Genomic DNA, 22,161 nt, shown 5'->3' with positions numbered 1-22,161 from the left:
GGCCTCAGCGGCCCGCGCCGAAGTCCTGCGTCCACCAGGGGCCGCCGTCGCCGAAGTGCACGCCGACGCCCAGCTCCGTGAAGGAGCAGTTGAGGATGTTCGCCCGGTGGCCGGGGCTGTTCATCCAGGAGTCCATCACCGAGGCGGCGTCGCCCTGCCCCCGGGCGATGTTCTCGCCGAGCGTGGACCACGCGTATCCGGCGGCCTCGACCCGGGTCGTCATCGTGGAGCCGTCTGGACCCGTGTGGGACATCACTCCGCTGCCGGCCATGACGTCGCTGTAGCCGTCGGCGGCGCGGGTCAGCCGGTCGTTCGCCGTGACCGGTGAACAGCCGGCGGCGGCCCGTTCCTTGTTGACCAGGGCGATGACCTGGCCTTCGATCCCGTTCGCCCCGCCGCTGTCCGACTGCGGCTTCGGAGCCGTCGCGGCGCCCGTTCCCGTGCCGCCGTCGCCCGTCCGGTCGCCGCCGACCCTCCTCGCCGTCTTCGCGGACGGCTCGGAGCCGGGCGCCGCCGTCTTCGACGGGCCGGCCGTACGCGCCGTCCGCTTCGGCTTCGCGTGGGGGGAGGCGCTCGCGCTCACCGACGGCGAGGTGTCCGGCGCCGCACCGCCCGCCTCCTCGATGCCGGACGCCTCGTCGGCGGCGCTGGTGGCGACCCGGTCCGCGGAGCCCCCGTCCTCTCCCCCGGCGAACACCAGCGTGATCCCCACTCCCGCCGTCACGGTCGCGACACCGAGCACCAGCGCGGTGCGCCGTACCCGGGAACCGCTGTCGCGGCGGGCGTGGGAGCGGGACGGGCGGGCGGCTCGGTGGGAACCCATACGGAGGACACCTCGGTCTGTCGGTCGGCGGTGTGTGACCCGGCGGACGCGACCGCGGCGTACGCGGGCCGCGCCCACCGGGACTGTGGGGGGATGCCGAGAGCGTAGGACCGGGGCGCGCGGAAACGGCCCTTCGAAGGTCATCTTCAGAAAACCTTAAAAGAGCCGCCAAAGTCCGTTGAGGAAACCACCGGCCCGACGACGCGGGCCCGCGAAAGGTAGGGCGGGGAGGCGGCCGGGACCATGGGGACGGCTGGGACCAGCCCCGATGCCATAGCCGGCGAGCGGCGCCAACTGCTGGATGCCGCCCACCGGTTGCTCGGCTCGCTGGCCGAGGCCGAGGCCGAGGGCGCGGTCCAGGAGGCCTGCGTACCGTCGTGGGAGTCCTCGGCGGGCTCGTTCCCCGACCGGGCACGATCGATGGACCACGCGCCCAGCGCCACCAGTACCGCGGCACCGGCCGCGTAGACCGGCAACCACAGGGTGGTGGTGGAGGACAGGCAATCGGCGACGGCGTCATGGCTCTGGACGTCCTGTGCGCGGACCAGGGCGGCGCGGTCGCGACCGGCCAGGCCCGCCAGCGCCGCCTCCGTCCGGATGCTCTCGTAGGCACCCAGCGCGGGGCAGCGGTCACGGGCGCCCGGCATTGGAAACAACCAGGCCCATCGTTGCAGCATGGGGGCCAGTGCGATCGCGGTGCACAGGCCGACGACCAGTGAGTAGGCCGTCAGATTCGCCATGTAGGCGGTTCGGAGGCCGGGCGTCCAGGGCGGCAGACGGTAGAAGGAGAAGATCACCGCAAGAAGCGTCACGCCGATGTAGGTCGCGAACCACTGCCACGAACCCTGCGTGAGCGCGAACGTCAGTACGGCGGCGAGACCGATGCCGATGACCCCCGCCTGACCCGCGGCATCACGGCCCGCGCTGGTGGACGCCGCGCTCCGGGCCTCTCGGGGGCTGGTCTCGTCCACGGTCGACTCCTGCCTGATCGGCCACCAGCATCCAGGCGCGTCGCACCGTCGGCCTGCTGCCATGCCGGGCCGCCCCCAGAGCCTGGTCCGGTTGGCGGAGCCACCGCGCCCCGTCGGGCCCGCCCCGCCCCGGCCGCCGGATCCGTCTCCCACGTCCGCGGCGCGCGTCGACGGGAGAGCCGGCGCCGCCGGTGTCAGGTAGCGGGCGGCGTCGCTGAGCCTGCCGCCGAGCACGAAGGCGCCGCGCCGGACCGGCAGTCCGCGGAAGCGGTCGAAGGCACCGCTGCGCATGTCCTGGGCCGGCCGGGCACCGCCGCCACGGCCCTGTGCGGATCGGCGGCGGTGTCCCGTACGAGGAGCTGCAGTCGCCTCCCGCCGATCCTGACGATGTGTTCTCGGACCCGACCGGTCACCGGGTGGCGGTGGCAGGGCTCGGTGGGGGCCTCGGTCGTGCGGTCAGGACGTCTCATGGCTGAAGGCCGGTGGATCGGGACAGCGGCTCACGTACCGTCGTCCGCCCGGGGTCTGCCGTCCCAGCGCCACGTGGTGAGGCGCGGACGTCCGGGCAGTTCGGCGCGGCCGGTGGCCCACAGGAGCGTGGGCCAGCTGTCCGTGGCCGACGGTGCGTCCGGGAACAGCCGGGCGAGGACGCGGGAGCACAGGTCGGCGGGCGGCCGCCATACGAGACCGAGTCCTTGCGCCAGGTCGTACGTGTGCACCAGGGTCTCCACGATCCCCATGGCGGCGAAGCCCTCGGCGTCCGAGGCGCCGAAGCCGTGGTGGGCGCGGGTCTCCGGAGGCGTCGTGCGCACCATGGCGACCAGCAGCGCGCCGCTCGCCTCCAGGACCTGCAACAGGCCGTCGGGTCCCGCCTCGCGGTCCGCGTGGATGGCGTTCGCCGGGCCGCCGGGCCGTCTGCTCTCCCAGAGGAAGGGCACCTCGCCGTCCAGGGGCGGTGTTCTGGGACCCAACTGCGCGGCGTAGGCGAAGAGATCGTCGCTGAGGTGCTCGACGGTCTCCCAGCAGTCCCACTCCAGCGAACCGGCCTTGCCCTCCCACGCGGTCGCGGGCGCCTCACAAAGCAGTTCCACGGCACGCTGCACGGCACCGTCGAGGTCGTCCGCCGTGACGGGTGGCCGGGAGTGACCGGCATCGGCTGATCGGCTCATGGCAGGACCGTACCGCGATCCGAACCGGCACCGTCCGGCGTCCGGCGGACCGGTCCGCACGACATGCCGCCAGCCGTCCCACCACCCGCCCGAAGACCCCGCCGGCCGTCGGCGCCATGTCCCTCGGCGCCTCCCGGGCCAGACGGAGATGGGTGCGGCTCGCCCGCGAGAACCGGAACGAGAGAGACGCGACGGTGGCCAGGGCGAGAGTGAGGAAGGGCATGACGATGCCCTGCAGAATGCCGCAGGCGAACTGGCCCTCACCGTGGCACTGACGCTCGATCCAGCGGAACGGGGCGTGGAACGGCGTATCACCCACCAGCCTGGCCACGGCCATGACGATGAGGAACACCTCGGCGACGGCGACCAGGAACGTGAGCCCCAGGACCGGGAAGTATCAACGGCTCTTGCGCACCCGCCAGGTGCGGGCGCGGCCGTAGCCCTGCTGCGTCAGCCGGGAGGTGGAAGGCCTGCGGAGGTTCACTTGACGGTGGTTCCTCGCCGGCCGGACGGAGATGCCCGTCGGACGGGCGGTTCGTTCTCCATGCCGGGACATTCACCCGACCGGAGCCGCCCGGGCGGGTGGGGTGTGCCATGAACCCGCCGGTCTGCCGGCCCCCTGTCCGAGCGGCATCGCCCAGGCAGCACGCGCCGGCCCTGACACGCTCGGCGGTGAGTTCCGCGTCTCCGGACCGTCCACGTCTCCGGGACACTTCCACCTGCTGCGCCGCCGCACCGGAGCCGGTTCCGGTCGCGGCACGGGCGACACGCCCCGGCCCGCATCCGTACCCGCACCCGCACCCGCACCCGCACCGATCAACAGCACTCGAGGAGTCCGACATGACCGCGACCTACACCTTCGACGTCTTCTCCAGCCTCGACGGTTACGGCTCCGCCGGCGCCGACTGGACCGGTTACTGGGGCAAGCAGGGCCCCGAACTGCTCGACCACCGCCTCGCCCAGTACGCCACGGAGCAGCGGATGGTCTTCGGGGCCAACACATTCCGGGCCTTCGCACGGATGCTGGCCTCCAGTACCGAGAACTCCGATGTGCGTGACCCGTGGGTCACCCGAATGCGGAACCTGCCGACAACGGTGGTGTCCACGACCCTGGAAGGCCCCCTCGACTGGCCGGACGCGACCCTCGTGAGCGGTGACGCCGTCGAGGTCGTCGCCCGGCTGAAGGAGGAGTCCGACGTGCCGTTGCGCTCGCACGGCAGTCTCTCCCTCAACCGCGCGTTGATGGCCGCCGGCCTGGTCGACCGCGTACAGGTCACGCTCTTCCCGGTCATCACCGGTCAAAGCGGGCTGGAGCCGGTCTTCCGGGGAGCGGCCGACTTCGACCTGGAACTGATCGGGAACCGGACGCTCGACGGTCGCACGCAGGAACTCGTCTACCGGCCCACCCTCCACTGACCACCACGGATCAGCCTCCGGTACCGAGGCGCCGGCCGCCTGCCCGACTGGCAGGCGGATGGGGCCCGTAGCAGCCTGGGAACGGAGGCTTGCCACTTTTCCCCAGGGAGACTGCCGTGACCGCTGCCGCATACGACACCGAATCGGACGCCGCGTTCTTCGCCGACATCACGGAGGTGTTCGGCAGGCATCCTCGAGCCGCGGAGAGGTACGCGCTGGCGAGTCTCGACCTCGAACGCGAACTGGGTATCGATCTGACACAGAAGTTCGGTGTCTCCAGGATCGAGGACGGCCGGATCGTCACCGAGTTCCACGACCGGAAGACCGAGCCCCCTGAGCGCCGCCTCCAACTCTGCGTCAAGTACGAGATGCGGGGCGGGGAACTGGTGTGCGTGGACTGGCGAGAGGCCGAGGAGTGAACGGCGGCAGCGCGGCGACCACACCCCGGAATCAAAGCAGGCGTGGCCCTGTCCCGGTGAGGGGTGATCAGCGCCACGCACGCCGGGATGCCGGGTGCCGGTAGCGCACCGCCGATGCGGTGCGCGGCGGCCCGGGACATATCCACCCTCCTCCGGGAGGCGTCCACTACGGCTCCCCGTGAGCGCCTGAGGGCATCGGGCGCGGTGTCGCCCCTCCGTGCCCGGGCGGTCGGCGGCTCGGCGACCCGGCCGCAGGAGCGGGCCACAGCACCCGGTGGCGCACCCGCGTTCACCCGCACGACGAGGGAAGGCTGGGACCCATGGCGCGAGGCACGGAATCGGTTCGGCGCGCCGCGCTGGGGATCCTCGGCGGGGCCCTGGTGGTGATCGGCGCCGGCCTGCTGGTACTGCCCGGGCCCGGCCTGCTGCTGGTGCTCGCCGGCATGGTGCTGCTGTCCCGTGCGGTACCGGCGCTGGACCGGTACGTCGGCCCCGTGCGCAGGCGGGCGATGCGGGCCGCCGACGAGAGCGTCGCCTCACCGTGGCGCATCGCCGGTTCGACGCTGGTGGGGCTGTTCCTGATCGGCGCGGGCCTGGTGTGGGGCCTTCTTCGCCAGCTGCCGTACTCCGGATGGGGCACGGGAGCGAGCCTGATCATCTCCGGCCTTGTCGTCCTCGCCCTGCTCGTCTGGAGCTACCGTCGCGTCCACGGCCCACGGCACGTCTCCCCGACGGTTCCCTCACCGCGCCGCTAGCAGGCAAGCAGGCAGGCAGCCCCTCCCCCGAGGCGAGCCGGCGACGGGCACACCGGCGGGTTCGCGCCCTCCGCTGCCGCCACGGCGGGCGACGAACGCGTCGTGCACTGCCGCCACGGCCGGCACGTGACGATCGGCCCGCACGGCGAGCCACCCGTGTCACGTGACGCGATGGCACGCCGAAGCCACGCCGAGGAGGCGGCGCACGGGTTACCGACTCCCTCGGGCGGCGCCCCGGGTCGCTCGGGGCCCCCAGGTCGCTCGGGGGGCGGCCCTGGCTCCGCTCGGGCCCCCGGGTCGCTCGGGGGGGGCTCCCTGACCCCCTGGCGGTCCCCTCCGGCTCCGGCCGGCTGTCGGCGCGCCCCCGCCAGGGCTGTGTCGCGCGTCACATCCCTCCCATGTCACGAACGAGCGGTCCTCTTCCATCTGGTGGTCGTCAGCAGCGAGTGGAGGAGGACGGAACGATGAGCGCACGGCAGACGGACGGCGGAACGGTCACCCACCGTGTGGTGATCCTGGGAGCCGGGTACGCGGGCATGTCCGCGGCCGTTCAGCTCGCGGCCAGGACCAAGCGGCACGAGCGCGTAGAGGTGACCCTCGTGAACGCGCGGGACCGGTTCACCGAGCGCATGCGTCTGCACATGACGGCGACCGGCCGGCGCCTCGCCGAGCTGAGCATCCCGGAGATGCTGGAGGGCACGGGGGCCCGGTTCGTGCGCGGCTGGGTGACAGCGGTGGACGCCGACGCTCGCACGGTGCGGATCGAGGACGGCCAGGTCCTGCACTACGACACGCTGGTGTACGGCTTGGGCAGTGTGGCCGACACTCCGGCTGTGCCCGGGGCCGAGGACCACGCGTTCACCCTGAGCAGCGCCCAGGACGCGAAGCGGCTTGCCGACCGGCTGCGGCGGCTCGAGAGCGGCACGGTGGTGGTCGCCGGCAGCGGACTGACCGGCGTCGAGGCTGCCGCGGAGATCGCCGAGCGGCGCCCGGAGCTGAACGTGGTGCTGCTGGGCCGAGCCGAACCCGGTGCCGCGATGAACCCCAGGGCCAAGGCGTACATGCGCGCCGCGCTCGACCGGCTGGGCGTTCAGGTGCGCTGCGGTGCCGAGGTGGTGAAGGTGCTGCCGGACGCGGTGCGACTGGCGGACGGCGAGAGCGTCGCCGCCGACGCGGTCCTCTGGACGAGCGGCACGCGCGTGTCACCGCTGGCGGTCGCCGCCGGACTGGCCGTGGACGAGCGCGGGCGCGTCGTCACCGACGAAGCGCTGCGGTCGGTGTCCGACCCCCACGTGTACGCGATCGGTGACGCGGCCGCCGTCCGCCAGAAGTACGGCGTCATGCACGGCACCTGCCAGGGCGGCATGCCGACCGGTGTGCACGTCGCGCTGTCGATCGACCGCGTGCTCAGGGGCAAGCGGCCCAAGCCGTTCCGCTTCGGCTACTACCACACGCCGGTGAGCCTGGGGCGGGGCGACGCGGTGGTGCAGTTCACCCACCCCGATGACAGCCCGCGCCGGATCTGCCTGACGGGCCGGATGGCGGTGCGGTACAAGGAGACCGTGACCGCCTCTCCCTGGCCGACCTACGGCCGTATGAAGAAGATGCCCGCCTCGGGCGCCTTCTGGCCTCGCGGGGGCCGCTTCACCCGCGTCCGGGAGGCCCGGTGACCGAGCCGCTCGCCCACCCCGGCCATCAGGTCTTCCAGGAACACCGCAACCTGCTGTTCTCCGTGGCCTACCGGCTCCTCGGCAGCGCGGCCGACGCCGAGGACACGGTCCAGGACGCCTGGATCAAGTGGTCCGCCGCGGACCGTTCGCGGGTGGCCGCCCCCCAAGGCGTACCTGACGCGCATCGTCTCGAACCTGGCACTGGAACGGCTGCGGTCCACCCGGCACAAGCGGGAGACGTACGTCGGACCGTGGCTGCCGGAACCGATCCTCACCGGCGGGGACGCCTCCGAGTCCGTCACGGACGCGGAGTCGGTGTCGATGGCCATGCTGGTGGTGCTGGAGACACTCAGCCCGCTGGAGCGGGCGGTGTTCGTGCTGAAGGAGGTCTTCGACTTCAGCCACGCCGAGATCGCGGAGGCGGTGGAGCGTTCCGAGGCCGCGGTGCGGCAGGCCTCGCACCGGGCCCGCGAGCACGTGCGGGCCCGGCGGCCCCGCTTCGCCGCGGACCGGTCGCGGCAACGTGAGGTCACCGAGCGGTTCTTCGCCGCCGCGACCGGTGGTGACGTCAACGCCCTGATGGAACTGCTCTCCCCCGACGTCACCCTGTGGACCGACGGCGGCGGCAAGGTGCGCCAGGCCCTGCGCCCGGTCGTGGGCGCGACCACGGTGGCCGGCTGGTTCGCGGCCATCGGCACCGTCACCTACCAGGGCGTCGAGCCCGCCGACATGAAGGCCGAGCTCGTCGAACTCAACGGCGGGCCGGGCATGGTGTTCAGCGGGCCGGGACGCGTCATCGCCACCGTCACCTTCGATTTCGGCGCCGACGGCCGCATCACCGCGCTCCACAACGTGGCCAACCCGGACAAGCTCCGGGCCGTGGCCGACGGCACCGCCTACGACATGGGGCAGCGATGAGCGTTCCTCACCCCTTCTCCCGCCGACCGGGGGCAGGCCGACGGGCCGAGGCCACGGCCCTGCCGCGCCGGGACCGGCCCAGCAGGAGGCCACCGATGCCTATGAGAGCGGGAAAGCCGCTCTTCGGCATCACCGCTGTGCCCGTCACCCCGACGGCGGTCAGGACGGCACCCGCCGCACGCTGGGCCGGGACGTCCTCGTGCTCCTCCGCGGACCGCAGCAGCCGGCCGCCCATCCAGAGGGCGGGCGCGGCGACCATGAACCAGAAGGCGGCGGCCCGGTCGCCCCGGCGAGGCACGGAGCCGAACCCGTCGCAGGCCACGCCGGTGAGTACGTCGCGGTAGATCACCGCCCCGATCGCACCATGACCGATACCGACCAACTGGAGCCATTGTCCGGCTGATTGTCGCTTCATAAGCTCATCGTACGTACGACGCTCCGTACGCCCGTGGTGGGCCCGTCGCGCGAGTCGGTGGCGGACAACGGGCGAGAGGGCCGGCCGTTGAAGACAGGCACGTGACGCAGGTCACGGGCAAAGGGTGACAGGGCGGTGTCGCGGACGGCTGCGACTGTCGGCGCATGACGATCACCGATGAGGACTGCCTCGCCGAGACCCTGGCGTTCAACGCCCACTTCGAAGCCACGGCCGCGAGCCGTCCGTCTCGTGGGCAGGCCCCGGACGCGGAGGTCCTGGCGCTTCTGCGGCGCAACCGGCTCGGTGGCGACACGCCACCGGTGCGACTGCCGCAGGCCCAGGACCGCGTCGTCGCGAGCGGAGTGAAGGTCCGGGTGTTCGTGCCGGATCAGGTCGACGGCGTGTACCTGCATATCCACGGCGGCGGTTGGGTGTTCGGTTCGGCGGACGGGCAGGACGAGGGACTGTGGCGGCTCGCCGTCGAAGCCCGGCTGGCCGTGGTGAGCGTGGACTACCGGCTGGCGCCGGAACACCCCTTCCCCGCCGGTCCCGACGACTGCGAAGCGGCCGCCCGGTGGCTGGTGGCCCACGCCCGGGCCGAGTTCGGTACGCGACGGCTGCTGATCGGCGGCGAGTCGGCCGGTGCCCACCTGAGCGTCCTGACCCTGCTGCGGCTTCGCGACCGGCACGGCATCACCGGCCCGTTCCACGCCGCCCACCTGGCCTTCGGCCCGTACGACCTGTCGATGACACCGAGTCAGCGGCTGTTCGGCTCCCGGCGGTTGCTGAGCGACTCCGACTCGCTGCGCGGCAGTTACGAGCTCTTCACTCCCGGCATGGCGCCGGAAGAGCGCCGCGACCCGGAGGTCTCGCCGCTGTTCGCCGATCTGACCGGCCTGCCGGCCGCCCGGATCGTCGTCGGCACCCAGGACCCGCTGCTGGACGACTCACTCTTCCTGGCCCAGCGCTGGTCGGCGGCGGGGGCGCCCGTGCGGCTCGAAGTCGTCGCGGGCGCGATGCACGGCTTCACGCTGTTCCCCCTGACCGTGACCGCGCGCGAACAGCGGCGGCAGCGGGACTTCCTGTCCGGCGCGTGCCGGTAGCGTCGGCCCCATGAACCGCACTCCCCGGCTCTACGCACTCGTGGAAGAGCTGCGCGCGGCGGCACCGCGATCGCTCACGGTCGCCGCGCTCGCCGCGCGGTTCGAGGTGAGCACGCGCACGGTGCAGCGCGATCTCCAGGCGCTGATGGAGGCGGGGGTCCCGGTGCGCGCCACGACCGGGCGGGGCGGCGGCTGGTCGATCGACCCGGAGATGACGCTCCCGCCGATCCGCTTCACCGCCGAGGAGGCCGCGGCGCTGGTCGCCGCACTCGCCGCCGCCGACGCTTCGGCCCCCTACGCCGGCGCGGTCCGCGCGGCGTCCCAGAAGCTCGCGGCCTCGATGTCCGGTCCCGCCTCGGAGGCGGCCCGGGAAGTCGCCGCGCGGATCGTCGCTCTGCCGGCGCGGACCGCGGAGTCGGTCCGTAGCGCGGTGGAGCAGGCTCTCACCGGCAACGTCGTACTGCGGCTGTCCTACGTCGACGCGACGGGACAGGAGAGCCACCGCGCCGTCGAACCGGCCGGACTGCTCACCGCCGACGGCAAGTGGTACCTCATCGCCTGGTGCCGGACCCGGCAGGCCGGCCGGGGCTTCCGGCTGGACCGCATCACCGCGGCAGCCGCGACCGGTGAACGGGCGCGCCCCCACGACCTGTCCGGCCTGCTGCTCGGCTCGGCCGCCTCCGGCGCGCTGCGGCCCACCGCGCTCGCTCCGCTCGCACCCCCGCCGTGACAGCCGCGACTCCTCCTCACCGCCCCTCGCGTGGCCCGCCCGGGCCGGAGCCGGGTCACCTGTCCGGGCACCACGCGGCGGGCGACGGGGACCTGTTCGGGACAAGGCCTCCCGCCGGGTCGTCGCGTCAGGGAACATGAGGCATGCGTTCGGACGACTGGCACCTCACCGAAGACATCGACGACTTCCTCGCCCGAGCCGGCGGCTTCCTGCGCTCGCGCCCCGCCCTGCACAACACGCCGCTGACGGACATCGAGAGAATCCGGACACGCGGGGCCGCGACGCACGGCTCGGACGCCACGGTCTTCGGCCGGCTGGAGTCGGCAGGCGGGGTCCGTGCCGTCTTCTACCGCACCGAGCGCGGCCGCCTGACCCTCACCGCCCTTTCCGCCGAGCAGGCCGGCACTCTCGCCGCCCACCTGGCCCGCCTGGGGCACTCGCCCTCCGCCGTCATCGCGGACCACGACACCGCCACCGCGTTCGCCGGGGCATGGCAACGGCACACGGGTGCGGCATCGGAACGTTTCTGGCGCGCCCGCCTGTACCGTCTCGGCACGCTCACGCCGCCGCAGCCGCGCCCGGCGGGCCGGGGCCGCGTCGCGGGCGAGCGGGACCACGAGCACGTCGTGCGCTGGTGCCGTGAGTTCTGCGCCGACGTCCGGGAGAAGGTCTCCCTGGACGCCATCGATGCCGGCTCCTGGGCCGACACCCGCTTCGCGGACAAGCACTTCACGTTCTGGGAGACCGCGGACGGGGTTCCCGTCTCCATGGCGGGCTCGACGTCGATGGTCGGCGGCATGGTCCGGGTGGACCCCGTCTCCACCCCGGCCGCCCTGCGAGGCCGCGGCTACGCGGGGGCGGTGACGGCGGAGGTGAGCGGGGCCGCCCTCGCAGCCGGCGCGACGGACGTCGTGCTGTTCGCGGACCCGGACAATGCCACCAGCAACGCCCTCTACCAGCGTCTCGGATACGTCCCGGTCACCGACTTCACCGGGTACAGGCTCTCGCACGACGCGCGAGAGGGGCTCCCGCGGTGAATCAGTGAGGCACGTCCCCGGCGGGGGCCGGACGGCCCGGCAGATTCTGTTCGAACCACACCACCTTGCCCGTGCTCACCCGGGTCGCTCCCCAGCGGTCGGCGAGCTGGTCGACCAGCCAGAGGCCGCGGCCGCCCTCGTCGCTCAGTTGCGCGTGCCGCATCCTCGGTACCTGGGGCGAGTCGTCGCCGACCTCGCAGCGCAGCACGTCCGTGCGTACGACCCGCAGGCTGATGGGCTGGTTCGCGAACCGTACGGCGTTGGCGACCACCTCGCTGATGAGCAGCTCGGTGGTCTCCACCAGGGGTTCCAGGTCCCAGCGCCGCAGCACCCTGCGGACGAGCCTTCGGGCCTGTCCCGCGGTCTGCAGGTGTGGGGCGAGGTACCAGTACGAGACGGCTTCCGGACGCAGCCCCTCCATACGGGCCGCGAGCAACGCGACGTCGTCGTCCCGGCCGCCCCGGCCGAGCGAGCCGAGCGCCCGGTCGCAGAGCGCTTCGGGGCCGGGCCGCGCGCCTGCGGGGAAGTCCTCGAGGCGGGCGATCAGGCGTTCGATACCCACTTGCAGGTCGTATCCGCGCGACTCGATGAGGCCGTCGGTGAACAGCATCAGGGTCGTCCCGGGCGGCGCCGGCATCTCGGTGGACTCGAAGGCGCCGCCACCGATGCCGATCGGCAGCCCGGACGGGATGTCCATGACGTCCACGGTGCCGTCCGCCCGCACGAGCAGCGGTGGCGGGTGCCCCGCGTTCGACACGAGCAGGCGCTGCCGCACCGGGTCGTACGTCGCGTACAGACAGGTGGCCATGTGCTGGCTCCCCAGGCGCTCCGCCTGCTCGTCCAGGTGGTGCATGACCTCGTCCGGCGGCAGGTCGAGGCCGGCGAGGGTCTGCACGATCGTACGCAGCTGGCCCATGATCGCGGCCGACGTCACCGAGTGGCCCATCACGTCGCCGATGACCAGCGCCACGCGGTTGCCGGGCAGCGGGATGGCGTCGTACCAGTCGCCTCCGACCTGGGCGGTGCGCGAGGCCGGCAGATAGCGGCTGGCGAGCCGGATGCCGGTGGGTTCGGGCAGCGAGCGCGGCAGCATGGCCCGCTGCAGCGCGTCCGCCACGGAGGCCTCACGCCCGTACAGGACGGCCTTGTCGATGCCCAGGGCGGTGTGCGTGGCCAGCTGGGAGGCCACGATCAGGTCGTCCTCGGTGAAGGCCTCGCGCCGGGCCTCGCGCAGCAGGACGACGCAGCCCATGGGCTGGGCCCTGCACGGCAGCGGGGCCACGATCGACCGCCGTCCCGGTCCGATGGCCGCGGGGACACCGGACGCCGTCAGCATCTCGGACACCGTGCCGGCCGTCGTACCGTCGGCGAAGACGGGACGCCCGGTGCGCAGCAGTTGGGCGAGCCGGGCCACGACAGCCGCAGGAACGGCCGCGCGGCCCGCCCGGGGCGCACCGTACGGAGGCGCCGGGGCGCCCGGGCCGGGGCACGTCTCCGTCCCGGGGCCCTCGAAGCAGTGCGGTCGCAGGACGGTGGCGGCGTCCGGGGTCTCCTCCCCCACGGGCAGAGGGTCGGCCAGGAACACGCAGGCCTGGTCGGCGAAGGCCGGCACGGCCGCACCGACCAGCTCGTTCAGGGTCTCGTCGAGGTTCATGCCGCGGGCGATCCGCCGGGTCGCCACGTCCAGGTAACGGAGCCGGCCGGACTCCAGGCCGCCGAGCAGCGGCCTGGCACCGTACGGCCGTCCGTCCTGTGGTCCGGCGCCCCGCAGCCGGACCACAGGGCCACTGCGCCCGACGGCTCCGGGCAGTGCGCCGTCGCCCCGGGAATCGCGCGTGAGGGACGGGGGCCGGACCGCGTGGACGCCTCGGCGACCACCGGCCGCGGAGCCCGCTCCGGCGGTGTCGTCCTGGGACGGGGAGTGCTTCGTCACGCGGGTCGCTTCCCTTACTCGGCTTCCCTCTGGGTTCCGCTCGTGCCGTCGGCCGGGGCCACCTCAGTCCGCTCGCCTGCAGCGCAGGAAGATGTGTTCCTCCGGCTGGACGTCCGCGCTGGCCGGGGCGTAGCTGTACGAGGCCTCGTCGACGATGACGAAACCCTCCGCCTCCACCACCCCGCGCAGATCGTCCCGCAGGTACCCGGACACGCGGATACGCCCGCCGAGGAAGGGCAGCGGGAAGTCGTCCAGGTCGGCCTCCACCATGGACAGCGTGAACAGGCCACCGGGCCGCAGCAGGTGACGGACCGTGCGGAGGGCGAGGGGGATCTCGGCGCGCGGCAGCATGAGCAGGGAGAAGAAGGCGGCGACCGCGTCGAAGCGGCCCAGGTCGCACGGGCCGCCCGGACGCAGATCGGCGATGTCGACGCGGTGGAACGCCGCCTCGGGCACCCGGTCGCGGGCCAGTTCGACCATCCGGTTGGACAGGTCGACTCCGACGACCTCGAGCCCGGCGTCGGCGAGCTGCCGCGCGGTCGGCAGTCCGGTGCCGCATCCCAGGTCGAGCACGCGGGACCCGGCGGGCAGGGACCGGCTGAGCCATTCGGCGGCCTGGACCTGTCCTTCCTTGTGCGGGAAGGCGTCGTCGTAACGGTCGCCGATGGCGTCGAAGGCCTCGGCCTGGCCCACGCGATCGAGCCGCAGGGCCTGGTAACCGAGATCGTCGGTGGGGCTGCTCATTCGAATCTCCCCTTGGAGCCTCGTGGTGTGATTTTGCCACACGGGATACGGCTGCGAGGTTTGGCAAGCTACCGACCCGCAACGCGCGACACGCCGCAGCGCGCGGAACGGCCGCCATCGAAATGCCTGGTCGAAGCGCTGTGTCACTCCACGGCGACGGTGAGTACCGAGGCGGAGGCACGCACACTCCCGGGTGCCGCCCGCATGCCTCCCGACCCGGCCTGGCCGGGGTGCGCCACGGGGCGCGGGAGGCGGCGGTCGGGCCCGCGGCGGACGGGACGTACGCGGAACAGGGTGCTCCCGCGAACGGGTGACCGCCATCGGGACCGGGCCCGCGTTCGGACGGGCGGGTCCGCCGTTCGGACGGGCGGGGGTCCAGCCCCCAGCCCCCAGCCCCCAGCCCCCAGCCCCCAGCCCCCAGGGTTGAACGCGTTCAAATTCAGTGGGAGTATCGCGCACAACCACACTGGGGGGCGAGCATGACGGACAAGACAGCACGTGAGGCTTAGGCGACCGAGTGGAGGCCCGCCGAACTGACCGCGGCGTCCCTGCTGTGGGCCGCGGTGATCGCCGTCAGCCCTTGGCTGCCCAGCACCCTGGGCATCCTGGATCTGTCGGGCATCACCGCGATTCTGAGCATGCTGCTCTGCGGAATCCTTCCGTCCCTGCTGCTGGGGGCACTCCTCGGACGCGCTCGTGCCTGCCGCCTGCTGGCGGCGTGCGGCGCCGCGGGCCCCCTGCTCTGGATTCTCGACTTCACGGTCTTCAGCGATCCCGATGTCCAGTCGTCGGACGCCTTGGCCGTCGTCATCGCGGCCTTCCTGGCCCTGTGGCTGGTCAGCGCCCCTCTTGCGGCGGGTGCCGCGGCGGGCCGCGGCTGCCGTCGTTGCGGCACGGCCCGGTAGGCGGACAGCGAGCCGGGCGGTAGACGCACCGATCACCGCCCCCGAAAGGGCGCCAACCCCGAGACGCCCGTCTCCTGCACCGGCCTGCTGCCGACGCCGGCACCCTCCGGTCGCTCCGCCCGTACCGGCATGACCCTGCTCGCGCTCACGCACGTGCGTCTGCCTCCCCGTGCCGCCGCGGGGCTCCGGCCGGCGTGGGCGGCCGGGGCCGGGTGCGGATGCGGGGCCGCCGGGGAGGCAGGGGCGATGGCCGGTTCCGTACTCTGGCAGCATGCGGATGCGCCCCACCCTGAGCTGGACCCCCACCCAGGACCTGCCGCCGGGCACCACGGACCCGGAGCCGGTCGCCACGACGCTGAAGACCGGCGGCGTCCTGGTGCTCAGCGGTGCGGGACTCTCCACGGAGTCGGGCATCCCCGACTACCGCGGCGACGGGGGGAGCCTGAGCCGGCACACCCCCATGACCTATCAGGACTTCACCGCCGACGCCCAGGCCAGGCGCCGGTACTGGGCGCGCAGCCACCTCGGCTGGCGCACCTTCGGCCGCGCCCGCCCCAACGCCGGGCACCGGGCCGTGGCCGCCTTCGAGCGCCACGGCCTGCTCTCGTCCGTGATCACGCAGAACGTCGACGGACTGCACCAGGCCGCCGGCAGCGAGGGCGTCGTGGAGCTTCACGGCAGCCTGGCCCGGATCGTCTGCCTGTCCTGCGGCTCCTTCAGCCCGCGCCGTGAACTCGCGGCGCGCCTCGAGGCCGCCAACCCGGGCTACGCGCCGGTGGCCGCCGGTATCAACCCGGACGGTGACGCCGACCTCACCGACGAGCAGGTCGGCGACTTCCACGTCGTGCCCTGCACGCTCTGCGGCGGCGTTCTCAAGCCGGACGTGGTGTTCTTCGGTGAAGCGGTTCCCCGGCGGCGCGTCGAGCACTGCCGGGAGCTGGTCCGGCAGGCGACCGCGGTGCTCGTCCTGGGGTCCTCGCTGACGGTGATGTCCGGGCTCCGGTTCGTCCGCCAGGCGGCCCAGGCCGAGAAGCCGGTGCTGATCGTCAACCTCGACCCGACCCGGGGTGACCCGCACGCCCTCACCCGGGTCGCCCTCCCGCTGGGCACGGCCCTCACCGCCGTCGCCGACCGACTGGGCATCCCCGTCGACGACCGGACGACGGCGGCGGACCCTCGGGTGCGGTGAACCGAGACTTGGGTCCCGGTCCCGGTCTCGGTCCCGGTCCCGGACCTCGGTCCCAGTGTCCCGGGTCCCACAGCACCGCGGCTGGTCCGCCCTCGACGTCAGGGGGCGAACTACCCTTCCACATCAGGCAGTTGGACTGTCCGGTTCACCCGTGGCGCTTCCCGGGCCGGCACGTCCCCGAGTCGGCTCATCGCTCCGGATCGCGACCAAGATCAATTGTCAGTGGCGCGTGAGACGGTAACACCATCGAGTCGGAACGAGGGGGAGCTGCCATGTCCGGAACGCAGAACTACATCAATCACGTTGCCCTTGTACTGGACGCCAGTTCGTCCATGTCGCACCTGAGCAGCAAGGTCGTCGACGTCGCCGACCAGCAGATCGCCTATCTCGCCCGCCGGTCCGGGGAGCTGGACCAGGAAACGCGCGTCACGGTGTACGTCTTCGCCGACAAGGTGGAGTGCGTCATCTACGACAAGGACGTGCTGCGGATGCCGTCGCTGAAGCAGTTGTACCGAGTCGGAGGCATGACCGCCCTGCTCGCGGCCTCCCTCAAGTCGCAGCGGGAGCTGGCGCAGACGGCCCAACTGTACGGCGACCACAGCTTCCTGACGTTCGTCCTGACCGACGGGCAGGAGAACGCGAGCCATCGCGGTCCGGACGCCCCCGCCAAGAACCCGCGCGAACTGGTGCAGGCGGTGGCCGAGATGATCCGGACGCAGGAGGACAACTGGACACTGGCCGTCCTCGTGCCGGACCAGATGGGCAAGCGCGAGGCCATGCAGTGCGGTTTCCCGAAGGACAACATCGCGATCTGGGACGCCACGAGCACACAGGGGCTGGAGGAGGCCGGGCAGGTCATCCGGCAGGCCACCGAGAACTTCATGGTGGCGCGCACCCGTGGCATCCGGGGATCGCGGGCGGTGTTCTCCACGGGCGCGGACGCGGTGAACAGGGACACCATCAAGGCGGCCGGCCTCACCCCGGTCGACCCGTCGGAGTACCAGCTGATACCGGTGGCCCGTGACGCGGCGATCCGGGACTGGGTCGTCGAGTGCGGGCACACGTACCGCACGGGGGGCGCGTTCTACCAGCTGAGCAAGTCGGAGAAGATCCAGGCCCGCAAGCAGATCGCTGTGCTGGAGAAGAAGACGGACCGCGTGTACTCGGGTCCCGAGGCCCGGAAGCTGCTCGGCCTGCCCGACACGGAGGTACGCGTCAAGCCCGACCACAACGACGACTTCACGATCTTCGTGCAGTCCACCAGCGTGAACCGGAGGCTCGTCGCGAACACGCGCCTGCTGCTGATGCTCTGACTTCGGCGCCGCCCGCCCGGCCTTCGAAGGCTCCGCCGTCCCGGGGCGGCATGCGCTCATTCGCTGGGGCTGATGAGGAGGAGGGCGATGTCGTCGCCGGGGGTGGGCGCGTGCCGGACGAGGATGTCGGCCATGGTGTCGAGGTCGTCGGGGTCCGCGTGTTCGATGAGTCCGGCCAGCGCGGCGGTGGCGTCGTCGATGTCGACTCCCGGGGCCTCGACCAGTCCGTCCGTGTACAGGGCGAGCACACTGCCGCGTGGCAGGGCGAAGTCCAGCTGCGGATAGCGGGTGTCGGGTTCGATGCCGAGCAGCAGGCCGGGCGGGACCCGGGGAAGTTCGACGCGCCCGTCGGCATGACGCAGAAGGGGCGCCGGGTGGCCTGCCGTGGCCAGGCAGGCGCGGTGGGTGACGAGGTCGAAGCGGACGTAGGCACAGCTGGTGAACCGGCCCGGGTCCAGATCGATGAGCAGGCGGTTGGCACCGGCCAGGACGTCGTGAGGGGACGCTCCGGCGGTGGCGTGGGCGTGGACGGCGGTACGGACCTGACCCATGAGGGCCGCCGCGTCCACGTTGTGGCCCTGGACGTCTCCGATGGCCGCGCCGACCGTGTGCGCGTCGAGGCGGATGAGGTCGTAGAAGTCGCCGCCGACGCCCAGGCCCCGGGCGGCCGGCAGGTACCGGGCGGCGACCTTCAGGCCGTGGATCTCGGGGAGGGTGTGCGGAAGCAGGGCCGACTGCAGGCGGTGGGCCAGGTGGTCCTTGGCGTCGTAGAGACTGGCACGGTCCAGGGCCTGCCCGATCAGACCGGCCAGTGACGTGAGGACGGCGCGTTCACCGGACGGGAAGACGTGGGGCCGGGCGTAGGCGAGGAGGAGGGAGCCGATGGGGCGGCCGGACGCGATCAGCGGCAGGATCGCCCAGGACGCCATCCCGTCCTCGTGCACGGTGGTCGGGTAGGCGTGCACGAGGTCGGAGAAGGACGCGAAGAAGCCCGGAACGCCCGTGGTCAGGACCTTGACGCCAGGGATGTCCAGGCTCAGCGGGATGGTGTCGAAGCGGCCCATGAGTTCGTCGCTGTAGCCCCGGTGGCCGACGATCCTCAGGCGGCCGTCCTCGGCGGTCATCAGGACCATGGCCTGTGCGCCCAGAGCGGGCAGCAGCTGGTCGGCGGTCTGCTCGACCACGTCCTGCACGCCGACGGCCTCGGTCAGCGTGGAGGCCAGATGCATCAGGTGGTAGAGCACGGTGGCGCGGCTGGGGCCCGCGGGCTGCGACGCGGGGGCCCCGTCGGACGGGTCGCTCCTCGTGATGCGGACGCTGAGGCCGGAGGAGTCCGGGAAGAGCTCGAAGGACAGCCACGCGTCCGGGGGCCGCAGCACGGTGAAGGTCTGCGGCAGGCGGCTGACCAGTGCGGCCCGGTAGCGGTCCTCGACGTGGGGGACGTCCATCCACGGCAGCGCCTCCCAGGGCAGGGCCCCGACCAGTTCGGCCACCTCGGAACCGAGGAGCTCGGCCGCGTCCGGGGTGATGAACGTGATGCGGCCGTTCAGGTCCAGTGCGCAGGAGCCTCCCGGCAGCCGGTCGAGAAAGGCCGAGACGGCGGCCGCCTCGCCCGGTGAGGAAGCGCGCCCGGTCGGCGGCGGCACGATGCGCGGCCGGTCCGTGGGCAGCAGCGGATCTCCGCGCTCCGCGGCCTCGTGCAGGAGGCCGCCCAGGCGGCGGCAGCCGGTTTCGATGGCGTCCCGCTCGTCCGGGCCGAGCTGCGGTGGGTGATCGCCGGGCCAGAGCAGTATCAGCCCGCCCCGGACGGTGCCGCCCCAGGTGACCGGGGCGGCGGCGAAGGCGAAGTCGTACGGCAGCACGAGCGCGAGCCGGGGATAGTGGCGCGCCATCTGCTCCCGGTCCCCGCTCCACACCAGGCGCCGCTCGCGCACGGCGTCCGCCAGCGGCATGGGGTCGGTGAGCGCGACCCGCCTCCAGGGGACCGTCATCTCGTACGGTGCGCCCGCCACCGTCACCAGCCACAAGGCGTTCCCGTCTGGCGCCAGCACGTACAGGAGGCCACCGAACGCACCGCTTTCCCGCACCACGGCGGCGAAGGCGGTGTCCATCAGCTGTCCATCCCGATCCGCGGCGGCTGAGCGCTCGGTCCTGGGCGGTGGTGTCGGCGGTCGTGTCCTGTCGTCTCCGGCAGGGCTGCATGACACCAGCCACACCGAACATCATTCATATACGGACATTATGCCCGTCGCGCCGTGAGGGCATCCAGGCGTCGGAGTGGCATGGGCCGGGGCCCACCGGGTCCTCAAGGTTCACCGGGTTCACCGGGTGATGCGGGATGAGGGGCGCGGTGAGCGGACCCGTGCTCCGGCGATCAGGTGCGGGCCCGGGCCCGCAGAACGGCTCCCCCGCCGGGCCCGCGCCGCGTCCTCTCACCGGGGGCTACGAGCCCGCGGTGGCCGGCCGCGGCACGATCCGGAACAGCTCGCCGCCGACCTGGCCGACGAGCCCGTGGTCGTAGGCCATCAGCTCGGGGGCGATCCCGCCCACCACCGGGCTCTTCGGCAGGTGCACCGCGCCGCGCCAGCGCACCGCACCGCTGTCCAGGTCGAGGCCCACCAGATGACCGGACGGGTCGAGGTAGTACGCCACCCGGTTGCCGAGGTCGACCGCGGCGGCGGAGGGCAGTTCCCGCATCCTGGGGTCGCCCGGCTCCTTGCGCAGCCTCAGCCCCGGGTCGCGCGACCACAGCCGCTCACCGTTCTCGGCCGAGTAGGCGATGACGTCACCGTTCCTGCCGGACGCCAGGATGATGCCGTCCGCGACCTCACCCATCGGCATGCTCTCGACGCGATGCCGCGACACCTTGCCCGTGCCGAGGTCGACGCGCGTCAGCGTGGCCGGCCCGGGGTCACCGAGCCTCTTCCCGTCGGCCGTGCCTCCGAGCAGTACGGCGTCCCCGTCCGAGCCCAGGTACACGCTCGGGCCCTCGACGGTCGCGACGGTCCGCGGCGCGCCGGTCACCGGGTCCAGCCGGACGACGGTGCTGCGCTGCGGGGCCTTCTCGCTGTCCGGCGAGCACATCAGGTACGGGACGCCACCGATCGCGGCCCGGTCGCAGTCGGCCTTCTTCCACGCGTACGTCCACAGCGTCCGGCCCGTCCTGTCGTCCAGCGCGGCCACCTTCTTGAACGTCGGGGTGTTGGCGAGGACCCCACCGTCGAAAAGCACGGCCGAGGACCGGTCGCGGCTGTCGTCGGCCAGCTCGTGCTTCCACAGCACCCGCCGGGTCGTGATGTCGAGGGCGACGACGTCGGTACCGGCCCGGGACGCCCCCGGCGAATGGTCGGCGTAGGTGTACAGCACCTTGTCGCGGACACCGGGAAGCGATCCCGCAGGGGCACTGCCGCCGTCGGCGTGCTCGGCCTCCCGCTGCCACGTCACCTTTCCGGTGCGGACGTCCACGCCGATGCCGTCGTACCGCGTTCCCCGGCAGTAGACGGCACCGGGGCCGGTGGCACAGGCGTCCCAGGACTCGCCGAGCAGCGTGGTCTGCCACAGCAGCTTGCTCTCCTTGCTCACCCGCCAGGCCGGCCGCTGCGTACCGTCGTCGCTTCCCCCGGTGGTGAGGACCGCGCCGAAGGTGAGGCCCACCAGGGCCAGGGCCGCTCCGGAAGCGCGTACGAGGTTGCGCCGACGACGGCGGCGCACGATGCGGTCGGCGATGTGCGCGGGAGCGGTGGGCTGGTCGGGGGTCCACCTGTTCAGGACGTCCCGGATCGCGCGGTCGAGCTGGTCGGCGTTCATGTGTGTGCCCCCTTCGGCATGTTGGTGTTCGGGGCGGTGACGGCGGCCCGCGCCGGGGCCCCGAGTTCGGGCGCGAGCGTGCGCAACCGGGCCAGTGAACGGTGGGTGGTGCTGCGCACGGTGCCCACCGAGCAGCCGAGGATGCCGGCCACCTCCGTCTCGGACAGGTCCTCGAAGTAGCGCAGCACCAGCATTGTGCGCTGCCGCGGGGTCAGCCGGGCGAGCGCCTGCCCCACGGTGATCCGCAGATCGGCGGCGGACGTGCCGTCGGCGACTCCGAGATCTCCCGGCGGCGCGGCGAACGTGGCCTCGCGGTGCGGGCGGCGCAGTCGCCAGCGGCTGATCTGGTGGCGGTACATCACCTTGCGCACGTAGCCGTCCGGGTCCTCGACGTGCCGCCAGCGGCCCAGCGCCTTCATCAGAGCGATCTGCACCAGGTCCTCCGCCTCGTGCTGGTCGCCGCCGGTGAGCAGGTTGGCCAGGCGGAGCAGGGCGCTCCACCGGGCGTCGACGTACTCCCGGAATCTCTCGTGGTCCTGCGGGTCCATGGGCCCCTCCCGTTCAGTGACACCCACAAGGACGCGTGGACGGCGCGGGATCTATGCCTGCGCTGGCGGGGGTTCTCCGCGGGATCCCGCTCGCTTGCCCGGGCGCTGCTTCACGGGCGCCGCCCGACGGTCCATGACCTCGAAGCGGCTGAACCCGCCGTGGCCGGCCGTGTGGACGGGGCCGCCGGTGCGCACCGGCGGCGAGTGGGCATCGCACCTCACCCGGGGCCGCTGCCGCTGTTCCGTCCCCGCGGGGCGGCGGATTCCGGTCCGCGGCCCCTGTTTCGGCGGGCCGC

General features: G+C 72.8%; 19 protein-coding genes and 1 pseudogene. 11 read left to right on the top strand and 9 right to left on the bottom strand.

Features of this window, described 5'->3' with window-relative positions; genetic code table 11:
- Nucleotides 1-4 precede the first annotated feature (4 nt).
- The 3 genes from ACFY93_RS10535 to ACFY93_RS10525 all read right to left on the bottom strand — a co-directional run bounded on the left by ACFY93_RS10535 (nucleotide 5) and on the right by ACFY93_RS10525 (nucleotide 2,963).
- Entirely contained in the window at nucleotides 5-823 is an 819-nt protein-coding gene (locus tag ACFY93_RS10535) for a CAP domain-containing protein (RefSeq protein ID WP_391355852.1), read from the bottom strand.
- Nucleotides 824-969: 146 nt separating this feature from the next.
- A complete protein-coding gene (locus tag ACFY93_RS10530) occupies nucleotides 970-1,794 on the bottom strand; it encodes a hypothetical protein (protein WP_391355849.1) in 825 nt (274 codons plus the stop codon).
- A gap of 500 nt (nucleotides 1,795-2,294) precedes the next feature.
- On the bottom strand, nucleotides 2,295-2,963 hold the full coding sequence (locus tag ACFY93_RS10525) for a maleylpyruvate isomerase N-terminal domain-containing protein (RefSeq protein ID WP_391355847.1): 669 nt from the start codon (nucleotides 2,961-2,963) through the stop codon (nucleotides 2,295-2,297).
- Between the two features lie 840 nt (nucleotides 2,964-3,803).
- Between ACFY93_RS10525 and ACFY93_RS10520 the strand changes: the two genes are divergently transcribed.
- From ACFY93_RS10520 to ACFY93_RS10500, 5 genes and pseudogenes are all read left to right on the top strand, one after another.
- Entirely contained in the window at nucleotides 3,804-4,379 is a 576-nt protein-coding gene (locus ACFY93_RS10520; RefSeq protein WP_391355844.1) for a dihydrofolate reductase family protein, read from the top strand.
- Nucleotides 4,380-4,495: 116 nt separating this feature from the next.
- On the top strand, nucleotides 4,496-4,798 hold the full coding sequence (locus ACFY93_RS10515) for a hypothetical protein (RefSeq protein ID WP_391355842.1): 303 nt from the start codon (nucleotides 4,496-4,498) through the stop codon (nucleotides 4,796-4,798).
- Between the two features lie 320 nt (nucleotides 4,799-5,118).
- Nucleotides 5,119-5,553, top strand: a complete 435-nt coding sequence (locus ACFY93_RS10510; RefSeq protein ID WP_391355840.1) for a PGPGW domain-containing protein — start codon at nucleotides 5,119-5,121, stop codon at nucleotides 5,551-5,553.
- A 464-nt stretch (nucleotides 5,554-6,017) separates the two neighbouring features.
- Complete coding sequence (locus ACFY93_RS10505; protein ID WP_391355838.1) at nucleotides 6,018-7,223, top strand: FAD-dependent oxidoreductase; 1,206 nt, start codon at nucleotides 6,018-6,020, stop codon at nucleotides 7,221-7,223.
- Nucleotides 7,220-8,141: pseudogene (locus tag ACFY93_RS10500) on the top strand (RNA polymerase sigma-70 factor). The gene ACFY93_RS10505 and the pseudogene ACFY93_RS10500 overlap by 4 nt, the downstream one beginning before the upstream one ends.
- A 7-nt stretch (nucleotides 8,142-8,148) precedes the next feature.
- Here the strand turns inward: ACFY93_RS10500 and ACFY93_RS10495 are convergent.
- Nucleotides 8,149-8,556 carry a DUF6463 family protein gene (locus ACFY93_RS10495; protein ID WP_391355836.1) on the bottom strand — a complete coding sequence of 136 codons (408 nt, stop codon included), beginning with the start codon at nucleotides 8,554-8,556 and terminating at the stop codon, nucleotides 8,149-8,151.
- Nucleotides 8,557-8,720: 164 nt separating this feature from the next.
- Between ACFY93_RS10495 and ACFY93_RS10490 the strand changes: the two genes are divergently transcribed.
- The 3 genes from ACFY93_RS10490 to ACFY93_RS10480 all read left to right on the top strand — a co-directional run bounded on the left by ACFY93_RS10490 (nucleotide 8,721) and on the right by ACFY93_RS10480 (nucleotide 11,426).
- Nucleotides 8,721-9,659, top strand: coding sequence for an alpha/beta hydrolase fold domain-containing protein (locus ACFY93_RS10490; protein ID WP_391355833.1), 939 nt, complete (start codon nucleotides 8,721-8,723; stop codon nucleotides 9,657-9,659).
- A 10-nt stretch (nucleotides 9,660-9,669) separates the two neighbouring features.
- Nucleotides 9,670-10,389 (top strand): WYL domain-containing protein, encoded by a 720-nt coding sequence (locus ACFY93_RS10485; protein WP_391355830.1) that lies wholly within the window; start codon nucleotides 9,670-9,672, stop codon nucleotides 10,387-10,389.
- Between the two features lie 143 nt (nucleotides 10,390-10,532).
- The gene (locus tag ACFY93_RS10480) at nucleotides 10,533-11,426 is read left to right on the top strand and encodes a GNAT family N-acetyltransferase (protein WP_391355829.1); all 894 of its coding nucleotides are present in this window, start codon (nucleotides 10,533-10,535) and stop codon (nucleotides 11,424-11,426) included.
- Between the two features lies 1 nt (nucleotide 11,427).
- On the opposite strand, the gene ACFY93_RS10475 is transcribed toward ACFY93_RS10480, so the two are convergent.
- Together ACFY93_RS10475 and ACFY93_RS10470 are read right to left on the bottom strand one after the other, a co-directional pair.
- A complete protein-coding gene (locus ACFY93_RS10475) occupies nucleotides 11,428-13,359 on the bottom strand; it encodes a SpoIIE family protein phosphatase (RefSeq protein ID WP_391355827.1) in 1,932 nt (643 codons plus the stop codon).
- A 63-nt stretch (nucleotides 13,360-13,422) separates the two neighbouring features.
- A complete protein-coding gene (locus ACFY93_RS10470; RefSeq protein ID WP_391355824.1) occupies nucleotides 13,423-14,103 on the bottom strand; it encodes a methyltransferase domain-containing protein in 681 nt (226 codons plus the stop codon).
- A gap of 563 nt (nucleotides 14,104-14,666) precedes the next feature.
- Between ACFY93_RS10470 and ACFY93_RS10465 the strand changes: the two genes are divergently transcribed.
- The 3 genes from ACFY93_RS10465 to ACFY93_RS10455 all read left to right on the top strand — a co-directional run bounded on the left by ACFY93_RS10465 (nucleotide 14,667) and on the right by ACFY93_RS10455 (nucleotide 17,510).
- A complete protein-coding gene (locus ACFY93_RS10465) occupies nucleotides 14,667-15,008 on the top strand; it encodes a hypothetical protein (protein WP_391355821.1) in 342 nt (113 codons plus the stop codon).
- A 271-nt stretch (nucleotides 15,009-15,279) separates the two neighbouring features.
- The gene (locus ACFY93_RS10460) at nucleotides 15,280-16,197 is read left to right on the top strand and encodes an NAD-dependent protein deacetylase (RefSeq protein WP_391355818.1); all 918 of its coding nucleotides are present in this window, start codon (nucleotides 15,280-15,282) and stop codon (nucleotides 16,195-16,197) included.
- 272 nt (nucleotides 16,198-16,469) lie between these two features.
- Nucleotides 16,470-17,510 (top strand): VWA domain-containing protein, encoded by a 1,041-nt coding sequence (locus ACFY93_RS10455; protein ID WP_391355816.1) that lies wholly within the window; start codon nucleotides 16,470-16,472, stop codon nucleotides 17,508-17,510.
- A 56-nt stretch (nucleotides 17,511-17,566) separates the two neighbouring features.
- On the opposite strand, the gene ACFY93_RS10450 is transcribed toward ACFY93_RS10455, so the two are convergent.
- The 3 genes from ACFY93_RS10450 to ACFY93_RS10440 form a co-directional block, all read right to left on the bottom strand.
- Complete coding sequence (locus ACFY93_RS10450) at nucleotides 17,567-19,621, bottom strand: SpoIIE family protein phosphatase (RefSeq protein ID WP_391355813.1); 2,055 nt, start codon at nucleotides 19,619-19,621, stop codon at nucleotides 17,567-17,569.
- A 331-nt stretch (nucleotides 19,622-19,952) separates the two neighbouring features.
- Complete coding sequence (locus tag ACFY93_RS10445; protein ID WP_391355810.1) at nucleotides 19,953-21,317, bottom strand: PQQ-binding-like beta-propeller repeat protein; 1,365 nt, start codon at nucleotides 21,315-21,317, stop codon at nucleotides 19,953-19,955.
- Nucleotides 21,314-21,865 carry a SigE family RNA polymerase sigma factor gene (locus ACFY93_RS10440; protein WP_391355808.1) on the bottom strand — a complete coding sequence of 184 codons (552 nt, stop codon included), beginning with the start codon at nucleotides 21,863-21,865 and terminating at the stop codon, nucleotides 21,314-21,316. The genes ACFY93_RS10445 and ACFY93_RS10440 overlap by 4 nt, the downstream gene beginning before the upstream one ends.
- Nucleotides 21,866-22,161: the final 296 nt, after the last annotated feature.

The organism is Streptomyces sp. NPDC008313 (genome assembly GCF_042956125.1).
GTDB lineage: Bacteria > Actinomycetota > Actinomycetes > Streptomycetales > Streptomycetaceae > Streptomyces.
Note: the sequence above shows the minus strand (reverse complement) of the source record. Positions and strands in the feature narration are given on the sequence as shown.